Here is a 19,924-nt window from a genome sequence, read left to right as displayed (position 1 = left end):
ATCCCCACCCCGCCATCCGCCCTGGGCCTTCACCGTGCGTACGGCAAACAGGCACTGGTCCGCTGTAAATCTACACCGGGACTTCGCCCCAACGCTGGCGGGCCAGCTCCAGGGTCCGGGCGTTCTCGGGCACCTGACGCAGGAAGCACTCGCGGGCCTCCGCCGTCATCCCCCGGGCGAGCAGGATGTCGCCGAGGAACCCGCGCACGCGCCAGGCGATGCGCCAGATCCTCCCCGTCCTCCGCTCTAACGCGCGCCGCCTCCGTCCGGAGCCGCGGCATCCGCTCGTGCCCCGCGCATCCAGTCCGAGCACAGGTAGGCATAGACGCCCAGGCCCACGGTCAGGGCGAAGGACACCTTGAAGAGCACCGACAGCTTCGGCGGGTGGATCTGCGAGATGGTGCCCTCGATGAAGCCCGCGAGCACGAAGAGCACGAGCGTGCCGAAGAGGAGCTTCACCGCGCGCACGGCCTCCTGGCGCAGGGCCATGCCCCGGGGCAGGCCTCGCGGCGCCACCTGCCCCCGGGCGATGACGAAGCCCGCCGCGCCCGCGATGCAGATGGCGGTGATCTCCGGAATGCCGTGCGGGAGGATCCACGCCCAGAACCAGCCGGCCATCCCCTTGGCCGTGTACACCTGCGCGAGCGCCCCCAGCATCAGGCCGTTGAAGAAGAGCATCAGCGCAGTGCCCACCCCCACCGTGATGCCCAACGCGAAGGCGAGGAACGCCACCTCGATGTTGTGCGTGAAGAGGAAGGTGGTGAAGGCCGCCTGCTGCTGCGCGGACATGCCGTCGCCCGAGGCCTCGTCGGCGGCGCGCTGGACGGGCTCCAGGCTCAGGTGCTCCTCGGGGACGAGGTATTGGGCCGCGTCCGGGTCCGCGAGCATGCCCAGGTAGCCGAAGCCCAGGCCCGCCAGGAAGAGGAGCACCGAGGCCAGGTACATGCGCCACTCCTGGCGGAGCAGCGCGGGGAAGCCGCGGGCGACGAAGCCCCAGACGTCCGAGAACCTCGGCCGCTGGCCCGGGTAGGTGAGGGCGTAGGCGCGGCCCACCAGGTCATTGAGGTACTCGCTCACGTCGGCCGAGCCGCCGCGGGCACGCACCCACAGCAGATCGCTGGAGACGGCGCGGTAGAGCTTGCCCAGCGAGCGGGCCTCCTCCAGCTTCAAGGCGCGCAGGCTGCGCTCCTCGGCCTTGTCGAGCAGGGCCTCCAACTGCTGCCAGCGCGGCCGCCTCGCCTCGATGAACTCGGGCATCTCCATGAGAGGAGACTCTAAGCCATCGGCGGGCGGCGCGTGACTACTGAGGCATCAACGCGCCCAGGCCGGACCAGCCCAGTGTCAGCTGTCCGCACCAATCGCCCCAGACGCGCGTCCCATCCGGGCCAAAACCCCGGCGCACCGAGGTGCCCAGCTCGAAGCCGCCGAGCTTCAACCGGGCCCCCACGCCGGCCGCGAGGCCCAAAGGACCGGACACCTGGGGCGTGGCGCCCACCAGCGCATCCAGCTCCGCCCCGAGCGACAGCATGGGCAGGGGCAGGAACCAGACCTGATAGGCACTGTCCCAGGTGGCCTCGGCCTGGCCCGGCCGGAGGGCATAGGCTTGGCTGGTGGAGAAGGCCCAACGGTCCCGGCGCAACCCCGCGATCAGTGCCGGACGCAGCCGCAGCCCTCGCGCCTTCTCGTCGAAGCGGGAGCCCGCCAGCGAGCCATCGAATGCCAGCAGCACCCGGAAGGCGGGATGGTCCGTCAGCCGCACCCGGGCCGACAGCGAGGCGGACAGCTCCGTGTCGGGCAACGGGCCCGTCACCCCGCCCCTCAACAGCGCACCGGGGCGCATCGCCAGCGCGGTGCCCACGGCCACCCGCTCGGACACGCGGCCCTCCACGGCGAGTGTGCTGCGTCCACGCGCCATGTCCAGGCCCTCCGCGCCCAGTCCGGGCTGCATCCGCACCTCGAAGAGCCAGGCCTGCGGCAGGAAGGCCGTGGGCAGGGGCGAGGCCTCCACCAGGCCTCCCGAGGGAGCACCCAGCAGCGGCATGAGCGCCACCTCCGCCTCGGCGTCCTGTACGGGAGTCGAGGGCTCGGCGGCCATGGGCACCGGAGCCTGCTCCCCGGGAGCCAGCGCGTTGACCTGCTGCACGGGCGTGTCGCCCCAGAGGGCCTCCACCGAGGCCATGCGCTCCCCGTCACGCATCCCCGGCACCGCGCGCGTCAACAGCGAGCCATCCGCCTGACGCTGGAGCGGCTCCTCCACCTGGGTGCCATGCAGTCCGCGCAGCTTCAGCGCGGCGAAGGGGCCCTCCAGCGGCTTGCCCTGCTCGTCGAGCACCAGGACCTTCACCCGGAACGCGCCGGCCACGGGCTCCACGTCCACGTCCACGCGCGGCGGCACCACCGTGAGCGTCAGCTTCTCCGGACGGGCATCGGGAACGCCGCGAGGCAACAGCTCCAGCGTATGCGTGCCCACGCCCTCCACCCGCACCGGGTGCGTCGTGGGCGCGCCGTCGAGACGGAAGTCCAGCGACTCGGCACCCTCCACCGTGAAGTCCAGGCGCTGCGCGCCCCGGATGCCCTGGGGCCCCACCGTGCCCCGCTCCGTCTTCACGCGCATCACCTCCACCTGACGCACGGCGGACGCACTGCCCACCAGGCCCGCCGCGTCCACGGCACGCACCCTCGCGAAGTACCTGCCGGCCGCCAGCGCCCGGGCCACGGACTTCAGCGACTCCTGCCCCGCCTGCACCGTCTCCCCATGCACCCGATCGTTGAAGCGCTCGTCGCGCGCGAGCTCCACCCGGTACGACGCCGCGTCCTTCACCGGCGCCCACGCCAGCTCCTCGTCCACGCCCTTCTCGTCCAGCAGCAGCCGCACCGAGCGCGCTCCGCCCGCCCACGCCGGCGCCTCGGGCAGCGGACGGGGCTTCTCGGGCATCTTCCCCTTCTCCACCCGCGTGCCATGGTTCTTGGGCACCTGGACGTTCTGTCCCTGCGCGCTCACCTCGGCCTGGCCGTCATAGACGGAGACGCGGCTCATCTGCTGGCCGTCCACGCCCACGAGCAGGTCCTTCGAGCGCGCGGCCACCGTGGCCGCCGGCATCCGCACGCCCACGGGCTCGCCGCGCAGCTCCGCCAGCGACACGTTCAGCTCGCCCTGCAGCAGCTCCACCGCGCCGGACTTCTTCACCTTGTCCGTGGCCCTGGTGGCCTGGCCGTAGATGACGACGAGCGCGTTCTCGTTCATCTGCAGCCGCGTCAGGTCGCGGAAGGTGACCTCGGCGCCGGCCTCGCGCAGCGTGTTGACGGAGTCCAGCCGCCACAGCCCCTGGCCGGTGTTGGCCTGGAACCACTCCACCTTGCCCGCGCGCTTCGAGTTGACCTCGGGCCGGACGAAGGTGAGGCGCGCGTCGGGGTCTCCCTTGATGCGCAGCACCGTGCCCGGCACGAGCTGATGCGGCGGCGCCCCCATCTTGTTGAGCGCGTGCAGCTTCGCGGAGCCGGTGGTCGCATCGCCGAACACCTTGCGCGCCACGCTGCCGCACGTGTCCCCGGGCTGCACCACGTACACGTCGTCATCCACGGGTTTGGGGGCCTCGGCCCACGAGACGGCGGGCAGGCACAGCACCAGCACGAGTGCCGTGGCGAGTCCTCTAACGCTTGAGCTTCTGGGCACGCGACACCTTCCGGGTCAGATCGATCGGATCGAGCGGCAGGGGGACGAAGTCGAACAGTCCTCCCTCGAGCGCGCCCGTCACCAGGTCCCAGTCATCCGCGGGACCACACAGCAGGACAGGAGGAGAACCCGGGCGCGCGGCCAGGGACCTCGCCCAGGCGAGCGACTCGCGCCCGTCCGCGACGACGAGCAGCGCGCCGAACGTCTCCCAGGGCTCGGTCTCCGAGGCCACCCACGCCTGGAAGCCACACGCGGCGAGCGACATCACCAGCGTGTTGCCAGCGAGTTCCTGGTGCCTGGGCACCAGCACGCCCACGGGTGCCCCACCGGGCACGGGCTTCGGCACGGGCACCTCGTGCCGCGCCCCGCCGAGCCCCCGCTCCGTCTTCTTCCCCTCGCCCCGCTTCTTCGGCAGCGGCGGAGGCCCCACGGGCTCGGCGAGCACGGCCAGCAGTTCCTGGCGCATGGAGGCCGCGTCGGGCGGACGCGCGGCGGGCAGCTTCTCCATGGCCCTGCGAACCAGGGACTCCAGACGCTCGGGCACGGAGAGGTCCGGCCGCACCTCGTGGAACGGGGGCACCGGCTTGTAGAGGTGCGCGACGACGATCTCCGCCGAGGGCATCACCGGGAAGGGAGGAAAGCCGGTGAGCAGCTCGTAGAGCACGCACCCCAGGGAGTACAGGTCACTGCGCCCGTCCGTCGGCTGCCCGCGCATCTGCTCCGGGGACATGAAGCCCGGCGTGCCCACGGACATACCCTCCTGCGTGAGACGCGCGTGCAGCTCGCCGCCGAGCGCGGCCAGGCCGAAGTCGAGCACCTTCACGCGCTCGCCCCCCGGGGTGGACTCCAGGAAGAGGTTCGCGGGCTTGAGATCGCGGTGGATGATGCCCTGCGCGTGCGCGGCCTCCAGCACCTCGAGCACCTGCACGGCGATGTCCACCGCTCGCGGTACCGGCAGCGCGCCCTCGCGCATGAGGAGGGAGTCCACCGTCTCGCCGGACACCATTTCCATGGCGAGGAAGAGGAAGCCCGAGTCGAGCCCGTAGTCGTACACCTCCACGGAGCCCGGGTGGCGCAACCGGGCGAGCACCTGGGCCTCGCGCTGGAAACGCTCGGAGAAACCGGGAGCGCTGGCGATGTGCGGGTGCATCACCTTGAGGGCCACGTGGCGGCCCAGGCCGAGCTGCTCCGCCTCGTAGACCGTGCCCATGCCGCCCTTGCCGAGCGATCGCAGGACGCGGAAGCGCTCGGCGATGAGGGTGCCCGGCTCGAGCATCAGAGCGGCACCTCGAAGATGCGGGTGGCCGCGGTGCGGCCGTGCAGCTGGCGCTCCCCGGCGGGCACCAGCTCCACGCCACTGTCACCGATGCGCTCGCGCGTGGACTCGCTGACGAGGATCTGCCCGGGCTGGGCCATGGACTCGATGCGCGCGGCCACGTTCACGGTGTCGCCGATGACGGTGTACTCCATGCGCTTCTCGCTGCCGACGTTGCCCGCTACCGCGGGGCCGGTGTGGATGCCGATGGCCAGCTGGATCTCGATGCCCCAGCGCGCGCGCCAGCGGCGGTTGCCCACGTCGAGCCAGCGCCGCAGATCCTCGGCCGCCTGCACCGCGCGCAGGGCGTCATCCGGGTGCGACTGGGGCGAGCCCCACACCGCCATGACACAGTCGCCGATGAACTTGTCGATGATGCCCCCGCGCCGCTGGATGATTTCGGTGGCGAAGGTGAACAGCTCATTGAGCAGCGCGACGATGGTCTCCGGCGGCTGGGCCTCGGACAGTTTGGTGAAGCCCACCACGTCGGCGAAGAGGATGGTGACCTCGCGGCGCTCGCCGCCGAGCCGCAGCTGGTCCGGGTTGGACACGACCAGGTCCACCACGTCGGGAGACAGGTAGCGGCTGAGGGCCGCGCGCACCTGCGTCTGGGCGACGACCTCGCGCTCCTTGGCATCCAGCGTGAGGGCCATGCTGTCGAAGGCGCGGCCCAGGGTGCCCAGCTCGTCCCGGCGCCGGGTAACGCGCTCGCCCACGCCGCGGAAGGTGCGCTCGGAGAGGGCCCGCGTCGCGGCCACGAGATCACGGATGGGCCGGGTGAGCTGACGGGCCCCGAGCAGGCCAGCCACCAGGGCCACCAGCGCGGCGATGGCGAACGCTTCGAGAATGGACCTGCGCATCGACAACAGCGACGCATACACGACGGACTGGGGCTGCTGCACGGCCACAGCCCAGCCCCGCTCGGAGAGCACCTCCAGCGAGCCGAGCATCTCCACGCCGTCCATCTGGAAATCCGAGATGGCGGCCATGTCGGTGCCAAAGGAGGAGTCGCCGCTGAGCGCCGAGAAGAGACCGTGCCGGGACAAGTCCTCGCGAGCGGCCACCCGGGCGGGGTCCGCATGAAGCACGAGCCGCCGCTCGCGGTCCACGACGAAGACATTCTCGCGCGAGCCAAGGAACTGCTCGCCGAAATTACCCATCAACGTGCACAGCTCATGGAGCTTCACCTGGGTGCCAAGCACGGCACGCACGGAGCCGTCGTCACGGACAATAGGGAAGAAGGCCTCGAGCACTGGCTCCCCCTGCGCGTTCGCATACACGCCCTGGACGACAAGTCGACCGTTGGAGACACGAAGGGCCTCGAGGAGCGCGGGATCCAGCCGGGAAGGCACTCGCGGCTCCGGCACTTCCTCGGCCTTCACGGTGGTGACGCTCTGGCCGCTCGGGGCGTAGAGCGTGACGAAGTCGATGTCGCGCAGCGCCGCCACCCGGGAGCCGGCGAGTGCATAGCGCGTGGTGTCATCGCCCAGCCCAGGCCCAAAAAGGATCTTGGAAATGTCCTCGAGGTCCTGCTCGACACGGGTCAGCTCGCCCCGAACGGTCCGCTGCACGTCCCAGACGATGGAACGGTGCAGGTGAAGGACGGACTCCTTGAGGGTCTTTTCGTTGGTGGACCTCGCCCTCCAACTCAGCCCCACCAGAGGTGGCAGCGCACAGAGCAGGGTGAGAAGGAACAGGCGGATGGAGAGCGGGAGGCCTCTCGGGTTCACCGGAGTGCCCATCTCCTGGGCGGGAGGCATGGGGGCCTCCGTGCCGCGCTCCGCGCTGCGAGTCTCCACTACGGGGACAGGATTCGCTGCCATCGCGTGTCTGAGGGGCTCGGGCTTTCCGAGAGACGTCGGGGAGGAAGTCCCCGGCTTATCACCCTCTGGAGGCACGGAGCGAGCCCCGAACCACCTCAACCCCCCGCCCGGCCCCTCTCCGGGGGGACGCTCCTGGAGCGAGCAGCCGGGCACGAGCGTCTGGACGCGCTACACTCCCTGCCCCCTTCCCGCTGAGAGGAGACCCTGTCATGCGCATCGAGAAGCTCGCCCCCGCACGCTGGCTCGCGACGATCCTGCTACCGCTGCTCACGGCCTGTGGCCCCACGGACCCGGGCGGAGCCCTGCGCGCGCTCGGCGAGTTCCAGGACGGCCTCATCACCTTCTACGACGCGACGGGCGCGGGCAATTGCAGCTTCGATCCCAGCCCGGGGAACCTGGACGTGGCGGCGATGAACATCGGCCAGTACGAGAACAGCGCGGTGTGCGGCTCGTGCGTGGAGATCGAGGGCCCCAAGGGCAACCTGCGCGTGCGCATCGTGGACTCCTGCCCCGATTGCCCGACCAAGGGCCACCTGGACCTGAGCCGCTCGGCCTTCGAGAAGCTCGCCGATCCCATCGCGGGCCGCGTGAACGTGCGTTGGCGCATGGTGACGTGCGACGTGCAGGGCCCTGTCCGCTACCACCTCAAGGACGGAAGCTCGCAGTGGTGGACCGCCATCCAGGTGCTCAACCACCGCCTGCCCGTAACGAAGCTCGAGTACTGGAAGAACGGTGCCTGGGTGAACGTCAAGCGCGAGTCCTACAACTACTTCGTCGAGCCCGCCGGCATGGGCAGTGGCGCCATCAAGGTGCGGGTGACGGCCTCGGACGGTCAGACGCTGGAGGACACGCTGCCCGGCGCGAACTCCAACGCGACCTACGACGGGGCGGCCCAGTTCAAGGCGGGCTGAAGATCGGACGTTGCGTCGATGCAAGCACGCCTGAACCATGAAGGGGGTTCCTTTCTGGCGGAAGCAAACCGCAAGCTCCACCAGGCAATCCACGAAGATCCCCAGCTGGCACAGACACTCAAGCTGAGCCCCAAGGACGTCGAGAAACCAATCACCTCCAAGGATCCACCGGTTGGACACTCCTGGCATCACCATCAGGACGTTGGGAGAATGCAACTCGTGGATGAAGGGGCTCATCAACTGTCGATTCCCCATACCGGTGGCATGGCGATCTGGGGAGGAGGCAATCGCCCATGACGGTTCGCTGGGAGCCTTATCTCTGGGAAGAGCCTCGTCCCGTCAATCCACATGAGTTCGAGCTGCTTGAGCGGCAATGGGGTGTAACGCTCCCCGAAGAATACAAGCGCATCGTCTCGCATCACCAGGGCATGACTCCCGAGCCTGGCACCTTCAAGCTGGCCGAAGGGAACGATAGGCTCAGTGTACTCCTGACCCTCACGGTCGACCCGGAGAAGAAGCCGTACTCCGTGATGCGCGTCCATGAGGTTTTGAAGCCTCTTATCCCTCCTGGAATCTTTCCGTTCGCCAAGACGCCTGGAGGGGAGTTCGTGTGCTTCGATTACAGAGAGACCCCGTACCCACCCAGGATCGCCCACGTCTCGGTGGAACTGAGCATCACCCCCATCGCCGACAGTTTCTCCGCGTTCCTGAATGCCCTGTATGACGAGTAGAGATGGATCCAACGCGGGCTGAAAAAGTGAAATAGTCGGGCCCATGAGTCTGTCGGCACAGGGGGCCGGGGTCTCTCCCATCGCGCAACGCCGTCTCGAGCTGGCGAGCCAGTTCCACGGGCGTGTGTCCGAGCTGCTGCGCCTGGACCCGGGCCGGCTGCGCTTCTCGCTGCGACTTCATCCTGCGCACCGCCCGCGAGCCCCTGCTGGCGGCCCTCCGCGAGGACATCATGCCCCGAGGAGCCGCGAAGCAGCCCTCCGCGGGACCCCGGGGCAGGAACTGGCTCGTCGCCCCTCTCCGTCAGCTCGCCCTGAAGCGTGAGCGGCGAGACCTCAGTGCGAGCAGCAGCAGCCCCAACATGGGCGCGAGGCCCGCCGCGCTTCCGTTGCCCACCGAGCAGCCGCACCCATCGCGCTCATCCGGGTCGCACGCCTTGCCGAGCCCATCCTTGTCGGCATCGCGCTGATTGGCGTTGAGGGCGAGCGGGCAGTTGTCCGACTCATCGGCCACGCCATCCCCGTCGTCATCCGGGCCGCAAGCATCGCCCTGGCCATCTCCGTTCGTGTCGAGCTGGTCGGGGTTCGCCAGCGAGGGGCAGTTGTCGCGCTCGTCGGCCACGTTGTCGCCATCGAGATCGCCATCACACGCATCTCCCTTGCCGTCGCCGTCCGTATCCCGCTGCTCGGCGTTGCCCACCAGGCGGCAGTTGTCCTGGCCGTCCTCGCGCGCGTCGCCATCCGAGTCCTCGTCGATGTAGTCCGGCCGGCCATCCTGGTCGGTATCAACGGGCTTGCCGGGAACGCCGAGTTCCTCTGCGTCGGGGATGCCATCGGCATCGGAGTCCTCATCCAGGGCGTCGAGCCGCGTGTCCCCGTCGGTGTCGCGCGGCTCGGAGCCCTCGCCGAACTCCTCACCATCCGGGATGCCGTCACCCTCCGAGTCCGCCCTCCTCGGGTCGAGGTTGAACCGCTCCTCGGAGGTGTTGGTGAGCCCGTCGCCATCCATGTCCGCATCACAGAGGTCGCCCGTGCCGTCCTTGTCGGTGTCCGCCTGGTCCGTGTTCTTCACCCGGTGGCAGTTGTCGCTCCCGTCGAGCACCTCGTCGTTGTCACTGTCCGTATCGAGGTAATCGGGCAGGCCATCCTTATCGGAGTTGACCAGGTCGCCGGGCCGCGCCCCCGCGTTCTCCTCCAGGTCGGCTACGCCATCTCCATCGGCATCCTCATCGAGCGCATCGATGAAGCCATCACCATCGGTGTCTTGGGCAGCGGGGGGATTGCCCACCTCCAGGTCATCCCGAATCCCGTCACCATCCGAGTCCGCGAGGAGTGGAGCGGTGCCCAACGTCCGCTCCGTATCCAGGGAGAGTCCATCTCCGTCGGCATCGCTGTCGCACACGTCACCGAGGCCATCCTTGTCCGTGTCTTTCTGATCCTTGTTGGCCACCCGGATGCAGTTGTCGGCTGTGTCCTCCTTGGCATCGTTGTCATCGTCCACGTCGCATGCGTCACCGGCCCCATCGTCGTCGGTGTCCAACTGGTCCTCGTTGGAAGTCCATCTGCAGTTGTCGGACGTGTCCTCCTTGTTGTCGCCATCCTTGTCCGGGTCGCACACGTCACCGGCCTTGTCGCCGTCGGCGTCCGCCTGGTCCGCGTTGGGAAAATCCCTGCAGTTGTCGAGCTTGTTCGCCACGCCGTCGTTGTCGGCATCGGCGTCGCACGCATCGCCGAAGCCATCCCCGTCCGTGTCCCTGGCGTCCGCGCAGTACACCACCGAGATCTCATCCAACACCGGGGACTCGGTCGAGGCCGGTTCCAGCGTCACCCGGTAGTAGAAATTCGAGCCATGCCACCCCAGCTCCTCGAGCGAGAGGCTCTGGTTCATTCCCACCGTCAACGCCGATGACTGGTTCAGCTGCTTGCGGTGGTCGTACCAGTTCTGGCCGTCCTGGCTGAACTGGATGGACGCGCTGGAGCCCGCGGGAAGCTCTCTCAGGCTGTAGGAGAAGGTATCAATGGACCCGATGAAGGGGATGCCCGCCAGCAGGTTGGTGGAAGTCACCGTGGCTGGCGAGTGGAGGAGCGGCGTGAGGTCCGCGATGGGGCTGGTGCTCCCGGATGGAACCGAGAGGGATCGCACCGCGATGCGGCCGGCGCCCCCGGCGCCGCCATGGTTCGAGAACTCGGGCGAGCGCCCCCCACCGCCCCCACTCGCCGTGACGAGGTTCGAGCCCAGGGAGAGGGTGTGCGCCTGGAGGAGGATGGATCCGCCCGCGCCGCCGCCCCCACCGCCGCCGACACCCGGAAAAAAAGCCCCGGTGCTATTGGTGCCATTCTCCCCATGGCTGCGAATACCTCCGGTAACGCTCACGGATTGCGCTGCGATGACAATGATGCCACCGCCCGCTCCCCCTATTCCGCCCTTATTACCCCCGTCGTTATCGACGCCCCCACTGCCCCCAGCTGGCCCCAGAACGAGTTCCGATAGGCCCGCACTGCCGAAGGTCGCGCCACCCTGTGCCCTATGCTTGCCGAAGTACCATCCACCGCCACACTGATTCCCTACCCCGCTACCGTCTCCTCCTTCGGTTCCGTAACCACCACCACCACCGCCCTCGCCAGAGTGGCAGGCTTCGGCGTCCCCGCCTCCGCCCGCTCCACTCGACTGAGTGTAGGCCCGTATAGTGCCAGATGCCGTGTCCGGCCCTTCCCCGCGATAGCCACCGCCCCAATCCGGATTGACACGCCGCCCCCCCCGGTAGCCGCGCGCACTCATGTCGATGACGCCCTCCACGCTCACCGTGTCGCGCACGCGCAGGAAGAGCACACCGCCCCGGCTCCTATCGAAGCCCTTGGCGGTGAGCGTCCACCCGTCGGATACTGACACCGACGTGTAGTTCGGCACGCGCTGCACCATCACCGCGCTTATCCAGCCGTTGTAGGTGTTGGTGAGGTTGGCGTCGAGCGTGAGGGTGTCGCTGGAGATCTTCCGGATGCGACGCGTCTCGTACTGCCCCACGGTTGCCGCGTTGCCCCACAAGTTGATGATGAGGACCTCATCGCCGACCGCGAGCCCGGTGGGGGCTGACGCGAGCGTGACCTTCGCCTGACCGGCGCCTACGTATGTCGTCACCGGGAACGCCACGGCGTCCGCTGCCGCCCGGCCCACGCATGAGCCCTTCGAGAGCTCGACGGTCCTCGGGGGATCGACGTTCTTCAAGGGTTCGACGATCTCGTCGCTGACCACACATGGGCCGTCGGCCCCTGTCCCCAGGTCTACACCGCTAAAGGAGCGCAGCGTTCCACCGACGAGCGCATGGCCTGACGAGGTGGCGGCGTCGATGCGGCTCGCGTCGTTGAAGGAATCGGTGACTGTCTGTCCGAAACCGCTCCGTGGCCATAGGAGGGCGAGGATACCCGCGGAAAGAAGGGAGGCCAGTCGCATCATGTCCACCTCTGCGCGAGCCCGTTCACGGGCATACGCTCGTTTCGATTGAAATAGCTGCCAGGATTTCAAAGCTCTATCGCCGTAGCGCGCACCAGACTGACAGCCGAGCCACGGCCGTGCTGTGATCCGGCTCACCTCGACAGGGTGGGACGGATCACAACGCACTGCACATCCAGGGGTGTGGGAAGCGTCCCCTACACCTGGGTCCGCTTGCTCCGGCGTATGAAACACAACGTCATCACGAGCCAGAGTCCGTTGGCGGGAAGCGAGGGAGCGGAGGAACAGTTGCTCCAGCCGTAATGACTCACGGGGGCAGCGAGGTGGAATTCGACAGAGGCGGGCTCGCTGCGATTGCCAGCCTCATCGGTGGCCGTGACAGAGGCGGTGTGGCTCCCGAGCTCGAGCGGCTCACGGGGCGTGTACCTCCACGCTCCCGTGGCATCCACCTCCGCTGGCTCCCCCTCCTGCGCTGGATCGATCTCGACATCCAGCTGGACAGTCACCCGGCTGCCTGGCTCCGCGGTGCCGGTGATCGCGGGTCTCGAGGTGGTGTAGATGTTTTGATCCTGGAAGGGTGTGTTCACCTGCGGGGCGGCGGGGGGCGTCCCGTCCACGAGCACGAACTGCCCTCCGGACGCGCCATGGGTCATGACGGACAGGAAGTAGTAGCCCGTCCCCACGCGGGGCAGCATGACGGTGTGCGCGGTGTCCGAGGATGACACCCATTGGTCGACGCGTGTCAGCGCCCCTCCCTCCACCGCCATCAGGCTGATCAGCGGGAGGGTGGAGCCGGAGCTGTGGGCCGTGCCGCCGCTGGCCTCGGAGCGGCTGTGCAGGTACCTACCTTTGAGCGCGAGCTCGCTCCCCGGCCTCCTGGCACGAGGGATCGCGTCGAGGGTGGGGCGTTCGTTCATGTCCTCGGGCTCCGGCGTGGCCTCGTAGACCTGGACGCTGTCCAGGCGGCGATGGCCCTCCGTCTGGCCTCCGGCGACCAGCACCTGGCCGGAGGGCAGCAGCGTCGCTGTATGGTGGGCGCGGGCCGCCCCCAGGGGCGGGGTGGGGCTCCAGGCGACCAGGGCCGGGTCATACACCTCCGCGCTATCGAGGGCCTGGTCTCCATTCGTGCCCCCGGCGATCAGGAGCTGGCCGGAGGGCAGCAGCGTCGCCGTGTGGGCGTAACGGGCCGTGGCCAGTTCGAGCCCGGTGGGCGCCGACCACGCTTGCGCGTCCGGGTCATAGATCTCCACGAGGTAGAGAGGGGCGCTCCCATTCCTGCCTCCAGCGACCAGCACCTTGCCCGAGGGCAGCAACGTCGCGGTGTGTTCAGAGCGGGCGGTGCCCAAGGGCTGCGTGGGGGACCACGAGCGTGCCTCCGGGTCATACAGCTCGGCGCCATCCAGGGCGTCACCGTCATCCAGGGTGCCTCCGGCGATCAGCACCTGCCCGGAAGTGAGCAGCGTCGCGGTGTGCCCGGAGCGGGCGGTGCCCAGGGAATTATTGGTGGACGTCCACGAGCCGCTCACCGGGTCATAGACCTCGGCACTGTCCAGGGCTCGATGTTCACCCGTCAGGCCTCCGGCGATCAGCACCTGACCGGAAGCGAGCAGCGTCGCGGTGTGCCCGAGGCGAGCGGTGCCCAGGGAACTGACGCACGTCCACGAGCCGCTCTCCGGGTCATACAACTCAGCACTGTCCAGAGGGCTGTCCGGGCCCGAGGCGCCCCCGGCGACCAGCACCCGTCCGGAAGGGAGCAACGTCGCGGTGTGCCCGAAGCGGGCGGTGCCCAGGGGACTGGTGGGAGTCCACGTGTCGTGCACCAGGTCATACAGTTCGGCGCTCGCCGAGGAGCTGTTGCCGTCCAGGGAGCCCCCGGTGACCAGCAGTTGGCCGGAGGGCAGTGGCGTCACCGTATGGCCGGAGCGAGCGGTGCCCAGTGGAGCCACGTCCCGCCAGCTCCCCGACATCGGGGCGTACACTTCCGTGCTCCCGAGCGCTTCATTTTCGAAACCCCCAGCGATCAGCACCTTTCCCGAGGGCAGCAGCGTCGCCGTGTGCTGGAACCGGCCGGACTGGAGCGTGCCGCCGCGGCTCCAGGAGGAATGCTCCGGGTCGAACTCCTCCACGCTGGGGAGGCCGCTGTTCGATCCGACCTGGCCTCCGACGACCAGCACCTTGCCCGAGGGCAACAGCGTCGCTGTATGCCCGAGGCGGGCCTCACTCAGATGAGCCACGCTGTTCCAGGTGTGCTCATCCGGATCGTACATTTCCACGGTGTCGAGGCCACTGCCGCCAGTCCTGGACTTGGAGCCCCCAACGACCAGCACCTTGCCCGAGTGCAACAGCGTCGCCGTGTGCCCGGAACGATTGGTATCCGGCAAGCCCACCGACGTCCACCGGTTGAGAACCGGGTCGTACTCCTGTGCTTCCATTTCATCGGAGGTCCCCCCGATGACCAACACCCTCCCCGTGTGCAATAGCGTCGCCGTATGCTTGAAACGCGTCTGGCTCATCGGGTTGTTTTCGCGCCATTCACCACTCGCCGGATCGTAGACCTCCGCACTGGCGTGGCCGGAAACGCCGTCCGTGGTGCCCCCAATGACCAGCACCTCGCCGGAGGGCAGCAGCGTGGCCGTGTGGAAATAGCGAGGTTTCTTCATGGTTCCATTGGAACTCTCCCAGGTTCCCGTCGCCGGGTCGTATAGCTCGGAGGTGTTGAGCACGGTGTCGTTGGCATCAAGGCCTCCCGCGACCAGCACCTTGCCGGAGGGCAGCAGCGTGGCCGTGTGGTTGTAGCGAACGCCGTGCATGTTTCCAGTGGATTGCCACGTTCCCGTACTCAGGTCATACAGCTCCGCGCTGATGAGGGCCCTGGCCTCGTCATTGCTTCCGCCCACGACGAGCACCCTGCCGGAGGGCAATAGCGTGGCCGTGTGGTTGTAGCGGTTGAAGTTCATGCGAGCTCCGTTTCTCCAGGCCAGTTCCTCCACGGCAGGGCCCGCCCGCTGCTCTCCCCCCATTCCCGAGACCGCACGTGCACGCGGACCTCCGTGGAGCTCCTCGGCTGTCGGGCTCCCCGGTGGGAGGCAGCCCAGCCACACGCATGCCAGGAGAAGAAGGCTTCTGCTGCCCAGGGCCGTCCACGGACCGCCGCGGGGGTGGGGACGCGTACGGCGGAAGAGGAGCCACGCCAGGAGCGCCAGGCCCGGCAGTGCCCGTGAAGGCGCCCCCGGGCCCGCCGCGCAGCCGAAACCACCGCCCCCCACGACGAGGAAGTCCTCCAGGCCGGGGACGCTTTCCATGGTGAACGCGTGTCCCCCGGAGGCCTCGCTGACATTGCCCGCCTCGTCCGTGGCTCTCGCCAAGAGGATGTAGCGCCCGTCCTTCAACTCCGTGAGGGAGAGACTCCATCGCCCCTCCATGTCCGCCGTGACCGAGGCCACATTCACCTGGTTCAGATACACAGTCACCTTGGTGAATTTGTCCGCCTTGCCGCGAATGGCGAGACCGCGGGAGCCCACCTCGGGTCCATTCAGCAGCTCCAACACCTCGGGCGCGGCAGGCGCCTGCGTATCCACGGTGAAGGTGATCGGCTCGGAGGCGGGGCTGGTGTTCCCCGCCGCGTCCGTGGCGGTAGCTGAGAGGGTGTGCATGCCTTCCCCCAACTCCGTCTTCAGGGCGAAGCTCCATTTCCCGTGCATGTCCACCCTGGCTGTATCTTTCACCCGCAGCCCATCCACAAAGACGCTCACCGTACTCGCGGGCTCGGCTGTGCCGCTCAGGGTGGGTCTGTTCTTCCTGGTGAACCTCAGCGGATTCACCGTGGGCGGCGCGGGCGGGTGCGGGTCGTCGGGAACGGTAAAGACATGCTTCGTGGAGGGCGGGCTGAGGTTTCCCGCGACATCCTTCGCGAAGGCACAGGCTCTGTACGTCCCGCCCTTCAGTTCGGTCGTCAGGGTGAAGCTCCAATTTCCCTGGGCGTTCGCCTCAACGGGTGTACCGGCCGGACTGCCGTCCAGAAACACCTGGACCTCGCTGCCAGGCTCCGCGGTGCCTTCAAAGGAGGCCAGGGCTTCATCGAGAACGACAGACATCGCGGGCGATCCCGGCGATGTCCCATCCACATGCAGGATCCCTCCCCCGGTCATGCCATTCGACAGCACGAAGAGCAGATGATGGCCATCCGGGGTTTCCTCAGGCAGGGTGACCTGCCGTACACACTTCTCCGAGGAAGGGGTCACCTCCGAGGAAGAGGTCACAGGCAGATCCCTCAGCGCGCCCCAGGGTGAAAGCCAGAGGCGGACAACCACGGGGACACAACTCTTCGTCCCGGCGTCCCTGGCGGACATGTCGAAGCTCGCCTTGGGCCGCAGAGGGGTTGACGGTATCTCGACAATGGGGCGTGACGAGCCGGAGTCCCCCGTGTCGGCATACACCTCCGTGCTGGTCGAGGGCGCCCCTCCCAAGTCCTTGCCCGCGATCACCAGCACCTGCCCCGTGGGCAACAACACGGACATGGAGCCCGCTTGAGGCTTGCTCAGCCTGGACGTGATCTTCCATTCCTGGGCCGCGGGGTCATACACCTCCACCTCGTCCAGGGCGCTGCTATCGTTGGCTCCACCCAGCACCAACACCCTGCCCGTGGGCAGCAGGTGTGCCGTGTGGAGCTTGCGGGCCGACTGGAGAGAGCCCACGATCTTCCATTCGTGATGGTTGGGGTCGTACACCTCGGCGCTGGAAAGGGCCCGCTTCGCATCATTGATGCCTCCGGCCACCAACGCGTGCCCCGAGGGCAACATCGCCACGATGGAGGAGGCGCGAGCCGTGCTCATCGGTTCCGTCTCCGTCCATTTGCCCCCCACCGGGTCATATATCTCGGCGCTGGCGAGGGGGATGTCATTCATATCCAGGCCTCCGGCCACCAACACCTTCCCCCCAGGCAATTGCATGGTCAGGGGGCCCTTGCGGGGCGTGTGCATGGGGCTCGTCGGCTGCCATTCCTTGGCGCTCGGGTCGTACACCTCGGCGCTGGCGAGGGGGCGGCCCGTCCCATCCACGCCTCCAGTGACCAGCACCCGGCCCATGGGCAACAGGATGGCGGAGTGGGAATGACGGGCCTTGTTGAGTGAGCCGGTGGCGCGCCATTGGTTCTTCTCCGGATTGAACAACTCGGCGCTCCGCAAGGCCGTGCCCGTGCGCTCGGCCCCCAGGCCATTGCCGCCCAGGCCACTGCCTCCAACCACCAGCACCTCGCCCGAGGGCAACAGCGTCGCCGTGGCGGAGGAGCGGGGCGTGCTCATTTCATCCGTGGCCGTCCACCTGCTGGTGGCCGGGTCATAGAGCTCCACGTGGGACAGGGGGCCACCACTGGAGCTCGCGCCTCCAACCACCAGCACCTTGCCGTTGGGCAACAGCACCGCCATGGCCTCCGTTCGAGCCACGGCGAGATCCGCATCCAAACCGGAGGCCCCTGGCGATGTGTACACCTCCGCGCTGGCGAGGGGGCCGCCCGGGCCATTGCCTCCGGTGAGGAGAACCTGGCCCGAGAGCAACAGCGTCGCCATGTGCTCGCCGCGGCCCGTGGCCAGAGAGCCCGCCGGGCTCCACGTCCCCGTGGCCGGGTCGTACACCTCCGCGCTGGTGACGCGGCCGCCCGGGCCATTGCCTCCGGCGACCAGGACCTTGCCCGAGGGCAACAGCGTCGCCGTGTGGTGGGAGCGCGCGGTGGCGAGAGCACCCGTGGCGCTCCACGTCTCCGTGGCCGGGTCGTACACCTCCGCGCTGGTGAGGGAGACACCCGAGGCCTGGCCTCCGGTGACCAGCACCTGGCCCGAGGGCAACAGCGTCGCCGTGTGGCTGGAGCGTTTCTGGGTCAGCGGGCCCGTGGCGCTCCACGTCCCCGTGGCCGGGTCATACCCCTCCACGCTGTCGAGCTCGCCACTGATCGCGTTGAAGCCTCCGGTGACCAGCACCTTGCCCGAGGGCAACAGCGTCGCCGTGTGCTTGTCCCGCTCCGTGGCGAGAGCGCCCGTGGGGCTCCACGCCCCCGTGGCCGGGTCATACACCTCCGCGCTGTTGCGGTAGCCGCCCGTGCCGGAGCCTCCGGTGACCAGCACCTGGCCCGAGGCCAACACCGTCGCCGTATGGTACCTGCGGGTCGTCATCAGCGCGCCCCTGGTACTCCACGTCCGTGCCTCCGGGTCATATTCCTCCGTGCTGCCGAGGAAGCCGCCCGTGCCAGAGCCTCCGGTGACCAGCACCTTGCCCGAGGCCAACAACGTCGCCGTGTGTGTGGCGCGAGTCGTCGTCAGTGCGCCCGTGGTGCGCCACGTCCCCGAGGCCGGGTCATACTCCTCCGCCCTGTCGAGGGAGCCGCTGGTACCGGTGCCTCCAGTGACCAGCACCTTGCCCGAGGCCAACCGTGTCGCCGTGTGCCCATGACGCGCCATGGCCAGGGCGTCCGTGCTGCTCCACAACCCGGTGGCCGGTTCGTATTCCTCCGTGCTGTCGAGATAGCCGCTGCTGTCATAGCCTCCGGTGACCAGCACCTTGCCCGACAACAACAGCGTCGCCGCGTGGTGATAACGCGCCTGGGCCAGGGAGTCCGCCGGGGTCCACGTCCCCGTGGCCGGGTCATACACCTCCGCGCCGTGGAGGGCGCCGGCGCCAATGCCTCCGGTGACCAGCACCTTGCCCGACAGCAACAACGTCGCCGTGTGACTGGAACGGCCCTGGGCCAGCGGGTTCGTGGGGCTCCACGTCTCCGTGGCCGGGTCGTACACCTCCGCGCTGCCAAGGACGCCGCTGGTACCCGTGCCGCCAGTGACCAGCACCCTGCCTGAAAGCAAGAGCGTCGCCGTGTGATTGCCGCCGCGGCGCGTCGTCAAGGAGCCCGTGGAGCTCCACGTCCCCGTGGCCGGCTCGTACACCTCCGCGCTGTCGAGGGCGCCGCCGGGGCCCGTGCCTCCAGTGACCAGCACCTTGCCCGAGGGCAACAGCGTCGCCGTGTGATACCGGCGGGCGGTGGCCAGAACGTCCGCCGGGCTCCACGTTCCAGTGGCCGGGTCGTACACCTCCGTGCTGTCGAGGTATCCGTCCGTGCCATGGCCGCCGGTGACCAGCACCTTGCCCGAGGGCAACAGCGTCGCCGTGTGATGGGAGCGGTCCTGGGCCAGGGAGCCCGTGGTACTCCACAGGCCCGTAGCCGGGTCGTACACCTCCGCGCTATCGAGGGAGCCGCTGGCGCCCAGGCCGCCGGTGACCAGCACCTTGCCCGAGGGCAACAGCGTCGCCGTGTGGTGATAGCGGGCCGTCCCCAGAGCGCCCGTGAGGCTCCACGCCCGTTCCTCCGGGTCGTATACCTCCTCCTCGGAGGGAGCGCCGTTCACGCCCAGGCCTCCGGTGACCAGCACCTTGCCGGAGGGCAATCGCGTCACCGTGTGCCAGTAGCGGGCTGTGGCCAGTGTGCCGGTGGAGCTCCAATCCCTGGCGCCCAGGAGGGGGGCCATCCATCCCTCGAGCAGCGCTCCTCGCCGCGCCTCTCCCCCCGTGCTCCTGGCCATGAGACGCTCCGGCGCCTCCTCCCCCCCGGGATGAAGGCCGCAGCCCAGCCCCACACACATCAGCAGCAAGAGGCTCATCACCTCTCCGTGGAAGCGGGGAACACTCCTTGACGACGGGTTGCTCATGGTACGGACCTCCTCGTAGCGCGCATGCGCCTCTGGACAGCCGGGCGGTCAGCACCGCACCAGGGCGACGCTCCACCTTCGTGTGCCCATCAGCGGCGGATGTGCCAACGCAAGCACTCGTTCACCCAAGCGTCCCTTTGAGGCCCGGGTGGAAGCCAGGTTGCCACTGGGGTTGTTTCGTTGCTGTGATGCGCTCCACCTGCGGGAAGTGATGTGTGTCACACCGCGAGCACGTGCCGGGCGGACGTGGCGAGCGGGCTGGCCCGGCCCGAGCAGCTCGAGTGTGGCCGGAGAGCACGGTGTCGATGAAGGCAGCGTGCACGTGTAATACTCGGGGC

10 protein-coding genes are annotated in these 19,924 nt (G+C 68.6%); 3 read left to right on the top strand and 7 right to left on the bottom strand.

Annotation, left to right across the window (positions count from 1 at the left end):
* Positions 1-70 precede the first annotated feature (70 nt).
* Genes VFZ09_RS19415 through VFZ09_RS19395 form a run of 5 tightly spaced genes read right to left on the bottom strand, consistent with a single transcriptional unit; the run spans position 71 to position 6,748 of the window.
* Positions 71-208 carry a hypothetical protein gene (locus VFZ09_RS19415; RefSeq protein ID WP_329729099.1) on the bottom strand — a complete coding sequence of 46 codons (138 nt, stop codon included), beginning with the start codon at positions 206-208 and terminating at the stop codon, positions 71-73.
* Positions 209-246: 38 nt separating this feature from the next.
* Positions 247-1,263, bottom strand: a complete 1,017-nt coding sequence (locus VFZ09_RS19410; RefSeq protein WP_329729098.1) for a stage II sporulation protein M — start codon at positions 1,261-1,263, stop codon at positions 247-249.
* Positions 1,264-1,300: 37 nt separating this feature from the next.
* Positions 1,301-3,673, bottom strand: a complete 2,373-nt coding sequence (locus VFZ09_RS19405; RefSeq protein WP_329729097.1) for a FecR domain-containing protein — start codon at positions 3,671-3,673, stop codon at positions 1,301-1,303.
* A complete protein-coding gene (locus VFZ09_RS19400; RefSeq protein ID WP_329729096.1) occupies positions 3,651-4,949 on the bottom strand; it encodes a serine/threonine-protein kinase in 1,299 nt (432 codons plus the stop codon). The genes VFZ09_RS19405 and VFZ09_RS19400 overlap by 23 nt, the downstream gene beginning before the upstream one ends.
* Complete coding sequence (locus VFZ09_RS19395; protein WP_329729095.1) at positions 4,949-6,748, bottom strand: adenylate/guanylate cyclase domain-containing protein; 1,800 nt, start codon at positions 6,746-6,748, stop codon at positions 4,949-4,951. The genes VFZ09_RS19400 and VFZ09_RS19395 overlap by 1 nt, the downstream gene beginning before the upstream one ends.
* Positions 6,749-7,020: 272 nt before the next feature.
* Between VFZ09_RS19395 and VFZ09_RS19390 the strand changes: the two genes are divergently transcribed.
* The 3 genes from VFZ09_RS19390 to VFZ09_RS19380 are packed head-to-tail and all read left to right on the top strand — an operon-like array spanning position 7,021 to position 8,453.
* The gene (locus tag VFZ09_RS19390; protein ID WP_329729094.1) at positions 7,021-7,722 is read left to right on the top strand and encodes an expansin EXLX1 family cellulose-binding protein; all 702 of its coding nucleotides are present in this window, start codon (positions 7,021-7,023) and stop codon (positions 7,720-7,722) included.
* A gap of 18 nt (positions 7,723-7,740) precedes the next feature.
* A complete protein-coding gene (locus VFZ09_RS19385) occupies positions 7,741-8,019 on the top strand; it encodes an HNH endonuclease (protein ID WP_329729093.1) in 279 nt (92 codons plus the stop codon).
* A complete protein-coding gene (locus tag VFZ09_RS19380; RefSeq protein ID WP_329729092.1) occupies positions 8,016-8,453 on the top strand; it encodes an SMI1/KNR4 family protein in 438 nt (145 codons plus the stop codon). The genes VFZ09_RS19385 and VFZ09_RS19380 overlap by 4 nt, the downstream gene beginning before the upstream one ends.
* Before the next feature lie 301 nt (positions 8,454-8,754).
* On the opposite strand, the gene VFZ09_RS19375 is transcribed toward VFZ09_RS19380, so the two are convergent.
* A complete protein-coding gene (locus tag VFZ09_RS19375; RefSeq protein ID WP_329729091.1) occupies positions 8,755-11,673 on the bottom strand; it encodes a thrombospondin type 3 repeat-containing protein in 2,919 nt (972 codons plus the stop codon).
* 422 nt (positions 11,674-12,095) lie between these two features.
* Positions 12,096-19,460 (bottom strand): kelch repeat-containing protein, encoded by a 7,365-nt coding sequence (locus VFZ09_RS19370; protein WP_329729090.1) that lies wholly within the window; start codon positions 19,458-19,460, stop codon positions 12,096-12,098.
* Positions 19,461-19,924: the final 464 nt, after the last annotated feature.

Source organism: Archangium sp. (assembly GCF_036277355.1).
Classification (GTDB): domain Bacteria; phylum Myxococcota; class Myxococcia; order Myxococcales; family Myxococcaceae; genus Archangium.
The sequence above is the reverse complement of the archived record's forward strand: the minus strand, read 5'-3'. Positions and strand labels throughout refer to the sequence as shown.

What these genes read in the sequence shown, in the direction of transcription:
- VFZ09_RS19410 (WP_329729098.1), bottom strand. Translation starts at nt 1,263, where the DNA reads ATGGAGATGCCCGAGTTCATCGAGGCGAGGCGGCCGCGCTGGCAGCAG.
- VFZ09_RS19400 (WP_329729096.1), bottom strand. Translation starts at nt 4,949, where the DNA reads ATGCTCGAGCCGGGCACCCTCATCGCCGAGCGCTTCCGCGTCCTGCGA.
- VFZ09_RS19395 (WP_329729095.1), bottom strand. Translation starts at nt 6,748, where the DNA reads ATGCCTCCCGCCCAGGAGATGGGCACTCCGGTGAACCCGAGAGGCCTC.
- VFZ09_RS19390 (WP_329729094.1), top strand. Translation starts at nt 7,021, where the DNA reads ATGCGCATCGAGAAGCTCGCCCCCGCACGCTGGCTCGCGACGATCCTG.
- VFZ09_RS19385 (WP_329729093.1), top strand. Translation starts at nt 7,741, where the DNA reads ATGCAAGCACGCCTGAACCATGAAGGGGGTTCCTTTCTGGCGGAAGCA.
- VFZ09_RS19380 (WP_329729092.1), top strand. Translation starts at nt 8,016, where the DNA reads ATGACGGTTCGCTGGGAGCCTTATCTCTGGGAAGAGCCTCGTCCCGTC.
- VFZ09_RS19370 (WP_329729090.1), bottom strand. Translation starts at nt 19,460, where the DNA reads ATGGCCAGGAGCACGGGGGGAGAGGCGCGGCGAGGAGCGCTGCTCGAG.